Here is a 4,222-nt window from a genome sequence, read left to right as displayed (position 1 = left end):
CAGCAAAAGCAAAAGCAAATCGCGGACACCAGCAAAAAAACCAAAACCACCCAGCATCCCCGACCAACCACAAAAACAAAAACGGCGACCAAGAACAGCCGCCGCAGGCAAAAAAATCAGACCGTAACGCCGACAGTCTCCTTCAACACTTCTTCGAGAATCGAAACCGCCTCATCGAAGACAGAATCCTGAATAGTCAGCGGGAACAAGAACCGAACAACATTCGAATAGACACCACAAACGAGCAGCAACAACCCACGCTCGAGCGCCCGCGCCTGCACCCGCTTGGTGAAATCAGCATCCGCATCGGAACTGCCGGGCTTGCAGAACTCAACCGCCACCATCCCGCCCGGCCCGCGCACATCGGCAATTTGCGGCACTTCCGCCTGCAACGCGGTCAACCGCGCCTTCAACCGGTCACCAAGCAAAACAGCCCGCTCGCAGAGCTTCTCTTCATCGATGATATCGAGCACGGCAAGCGCCGAAGCCACCGCCAACGGATTGCCGGCATACGTGCCGCCCAACCCGCCGGGCGCAGCAGCATCCATCACGTCCGCACGACCGACCACACCCGACAGCGGCATGCCACCCGCCAGGCTCTTTGCCATCGTCATCAGATCAGGCACGACGTCGTAGTGATGCATCGCAAACAGCTTGCCCGTGCGCGCAAACCCCGTTTGCACTTCATCGGCGATCAGCAGAATGCCGTGCTCGTTGCACAGCTTGCGCAGCGCGCGCACGAACTCGGCAGGCGCCGGATAGAAACCGCCTTCGCCTTGCACCGGCTCGAAAATGATCGCCGCGACGCGCTTCGGATCGATGTCGGCCTTGAAGAGGAATTCGATCGCCTTCAACGAGTCCGCCGTCGTCACGCCGTGCAGCGGATTCGGGAACGGCGCGTGGAAGACGTCGGCCGGGAACGGGCCGAAGTTCAGCTTGTACGGCGCAACCTTGCCCGTCAGCGCCATGCCCATCATCGTGCGGCCATGAAAGCCGCCCGTGAACGCGATCACGCCCGGACGGCCCGTCGCGGCGCGCGCGATCTTGATCGCGTTTTCGACAGCCTCGGCGCCCGTCGTGAAGAATGCCGTCTTCTTCGGATAGTCGCCCGGCGCGCGCTGGTTGATCTTCTCGGCCAGCTCGACATACGACGCGTACGGCACGATCTGATAAGCCGTGTGCGTGAAGTTGTCCAGTTGCGCGCGCACAGCCTCGACGATCTTCGGATGACGGTGGCCCGTGTTGCACACCGCGATGCCCGCCGCGAAATCGATGTAGCGGCGGCCCTCGACGTCCCACAGCTCCGCATTCTCAGCGCGCGCGGCGTAGAAATCACACATCACGCCCACGCCGCGCGGGGTCGCGGCGTCCTTGCGGCTCTTCAGTTCAGCATTCTTCACGGAGATCTCCTGTTTGGGGTTCGTTCGGGCGCTCGCGTTCATCGCGGCACATGCAGCGACTATAATCAGATTTGGCTCCAAATTTCAGAGCCATTTCGGTAAAAAATAAGGAGCCAATTCATGCGCGCGAGTGTTTTGTCCGACTGGTTGGCCCAGCGCTTGGACCGCGGCAACGGTCTGCCGATCTACCGGCAGCTGCATCGGCTGCTGCAACAGGCCATTCTGACGCGCGAACTGCCCGCCGGCAGCAAGGTGCCGTCGTCGCGGCTGCTGGCCAACGAACTGGGCATCGCGCGCAATACCGTCACGCAGGTCTACGAGCAGCTTGCGCTGGAGGGCTATGTCACGTCGGCGACGGGGCGCGGCACATTCGTCGCCGATACGTCGCCGGATGAAATCGTCGGCTCGACAGATGGACAGACTGCGCCTGTTTCCGCGCCCGTACAGCAGTTGCAGCAGGCGTTGCCGCCGACACATTCGAAGTCGCCGCTGCACGCGCAACAGCCTGCCGCACGCGCGTTGTCGCAGCGCGGTTCGCGGCTGATCGCCAGCGCGGGCGTGTCGAAGCGGCAATGGGGCGCGTTCATGCCGGGCGTGCCCGATGTCACGCGCTTTCCGGCGCGCGTCTGGAGCCGCTTGCACAACAAGTACTGGCGGCGTCTGCGGCCCGATCTGCTGACCTACGCCCCCGGCGGCGGCCTGTCCTTGCTGCGCCACGCGCTGGCGGACTATCTGCGCACGTCGCGCTCGGTGCGGTGCACGCCCGAGCAGATCATCATCACGACGGGCATTCACCAATCCGTCGATCTCGCCGTGCGTCTGCTGTCCGATCCCGGCGACGTTATCTGGACGGAAGACCCATGTTATTGGGGCGTGCGCAGCGTCATGCACGTTTCGGGCCTCAAGTCGCGCCCGATTTCCATCGACGACGAAGGCATCAATCCGTCGCCCGACGATCTCGCGCATCCGCCGAAGCTGATCCTTGTAACGCCGTCGCACCAGTACCCGCTCGGCATGGTGATGAGCCTCGCGCGCCGCCGCATGCTGCTCGAATACGCGCGGCAGAACCAGTGCTGGATCATCGAGGACGACTACGACAGCGAGTACCGCTACGGGAGCCGGCCGCTTGCTTCGCTGCAAGGGCTCGATACGGCGGGGCAGGTGATTTACGTAGGCAGCTTCGGCAAGACGCTGTTCCCGGGACTGCGGATCGGCTATCTCGTGGTGCCCGAGGCGCTGGCGGAGAGCTTCGCGACGGCGAGTGCCGAGCTGTATCGCGAAGGGCAGTTACTGCAGCAGGCGATGCTCGCGGAGTTCATCGCCGAGGGGCATTTCACGTCGCACATCCGCAAGATGCGCACGCTTTACGGGCAGCGCCGCTCGACCCTGCTTGATGCCGCGGCGCGGCGTTATGGCGATGCATTGCCGGCTGTCGGCGGCGACGCGGGGCTGCATCTCGTGATGCAACTGCCCGAAGGCACGGATGACCGCGCAGTGGCGGCGGCTGCGCTCGAGCGCAATATTGTCGTGCGTGCGTTGTCCGGGTATTACGCGCAACCGTCGCGGGCGCAGTCGGGGTTGCTGATCGGCTATGCGTGCGTGCCCGACGAGGAGATCGCTCCCGCATTCGACACGCTCGCGGATGCGATCGACGCGACGTTGCCGCTTTTCGCGTGAGCCGCGTGCGCGTTAGAGGCGAATCAGCACTGCGCCGAGCGTGACGAGCGTGCAGGCGAACACGCGGCGCGCGGTCAGTTTTTCGTGCATGAACGAGAAGCCGATCAGCACCGCGAAAATCGAGCTGAGTTCGCGCAGCGCGGAGACCATGGCGATGGGCAGATAGCGATAGGCCTCGATGATGAGGCAATACGCGACCAGTGCGATCACGCCTGACAGCATGCCTTTCATCATCGTTTCACGCGACGTGAAGAGTCCTTTTGCGCCGCCGCGCCAGTGCCACACGAGCAGAAACTGCGGCACGTTCCACAGCAGATAGACCCACATGATGTAGCTGAGTCCGTTACCCGCGACGCGCGCGCCGATTCCGTCGACGACGGAGTATGCCGAGATGAAAAGACCCGTGAGCAGAGCGTAGGGCACGCTTTCGCCGGAGAAGCGCATGTCGCGGCGAAACGCGAGCGACACGATACCGATCGACACCAGCGCGACGCCTGTTGCCGCGAGCGGCTTCAAGGTTTCGTGCGCGAACACGAGGGCGCCGGCGAACACCAGCAAGGGCGACAGTCCGCGCGCGATCGGATAGATCTGTCCGAAGTCGCCGCTGCGGTAAGCGCGCACGAGCGCGAGGCAATAGCCGAATTCCAGCACGACCGATGCGGCTATGTAGGGCCATGCGGCGGGCGCGGGAAGGGGCAGGACGATCACACCGATCGCGCTCACGGCGAGGTAGGGGATCGACATCATGCCGAGCAGCCAGATGCGATCTTCGGCCAGCCGCAGGAAAGCGTTCCAGCTCGCATGGAGCATGGCGGAAAGCAGGACGAGCAGGACGATGAGGGTTTCCATGGGTGTCGGGCTAAAGCCGACATTATTCCGTAGATGTGGTTTTTTGTGTTGTTGTGGGGATATTGTTGGTGTGGTTTTTGGGTTTTTGGGTTTTTGGATTTTTGGGGCCTCTGCGCGGGGCAGCCGGGTTGAGATGTTTCGGTGCGAGTGTTGCTGGTTTGGTGTTTTCGGTCTTTGCGCTGGCATCCGCCTTTTGCTTTTGCTTTCGCTGGCATCCGCAGGTTGCTTGTTCTGGCCTTTGCGCTGGCATCCGCGATTCGTTAGCGTGCTTCACGCGTCGCCCCTGTGCGGGGCGG

4 protein-coding genes are annotated in these 4,222 nt (G+C 62.9%); 1 reads left to right on the top strand and 3 read right to left on the bottom strand.

Annotated elements, in window-relative coordinates:
• Positions 1-116: 116 nt before the first annotated feature.
• A complete protein-coding gene (locus tag KFO72_RS41390) occupies positions 117-1,400 on the bottom strand; it encodes a 4-aminobutyrate--2-oxoglutarate transaminase (protein WP_054933746.1) in 1,284 nt (427 codons plus the stop codon).
• Positions 1,401-1,520: 120 nt separating this feature from the next.
• Between KFO72_RS41390 and KFO72_RS41385 the strand changes: the two genes are divergently transcribed.
• Entirely contained in the window at positions 1,521-3,077 is a 1,557-nt protein-coding gene (locus tag KFO72_RS41385) for a PLP-dependent aminotransferase family protein (RefSeq protein WP_225034511.1), read from the top strand.
• 12 nt (positions 3,078-3,089) lie between these two features.
• On the opposite strand, the gene KFO72_RS41380 is transcribed toward KFO72_RS41385, so the two are convergent.
• Positions 3,090-3,926: a DMT family transporter gene (locus KFO72_RS41380; RefSeq protein WP_062917046.1), complete on the bottom strand. Its 837-nt coding sequence runs from the start codon at positions 3,924-3,926 to the stop codon at positions 3,090-3,092.
• 22 nt (positions 3,927-3,948) lie between these two features.
• The coding region (locus KFO72_RS41375) for a hypothetical protein (RefSeq protein ID WP_225034510.1) at positions 3,949-4,222 on the bottom strand (274 nt) is incomplete at its 5' end.

Source organism: Paraburkholderia sp. XV (assembly GCF_020177535.1).
GTDB lineage: Bacteria > Pseudomonadota > Gammaproteobacteria > Burkholderiales > Burkholderiaceae > Paraburkholderia > Paraburkholderia caribensis.
This window is presented reverse-complemented; position numbering and strand designations above follow the sequence as displayed.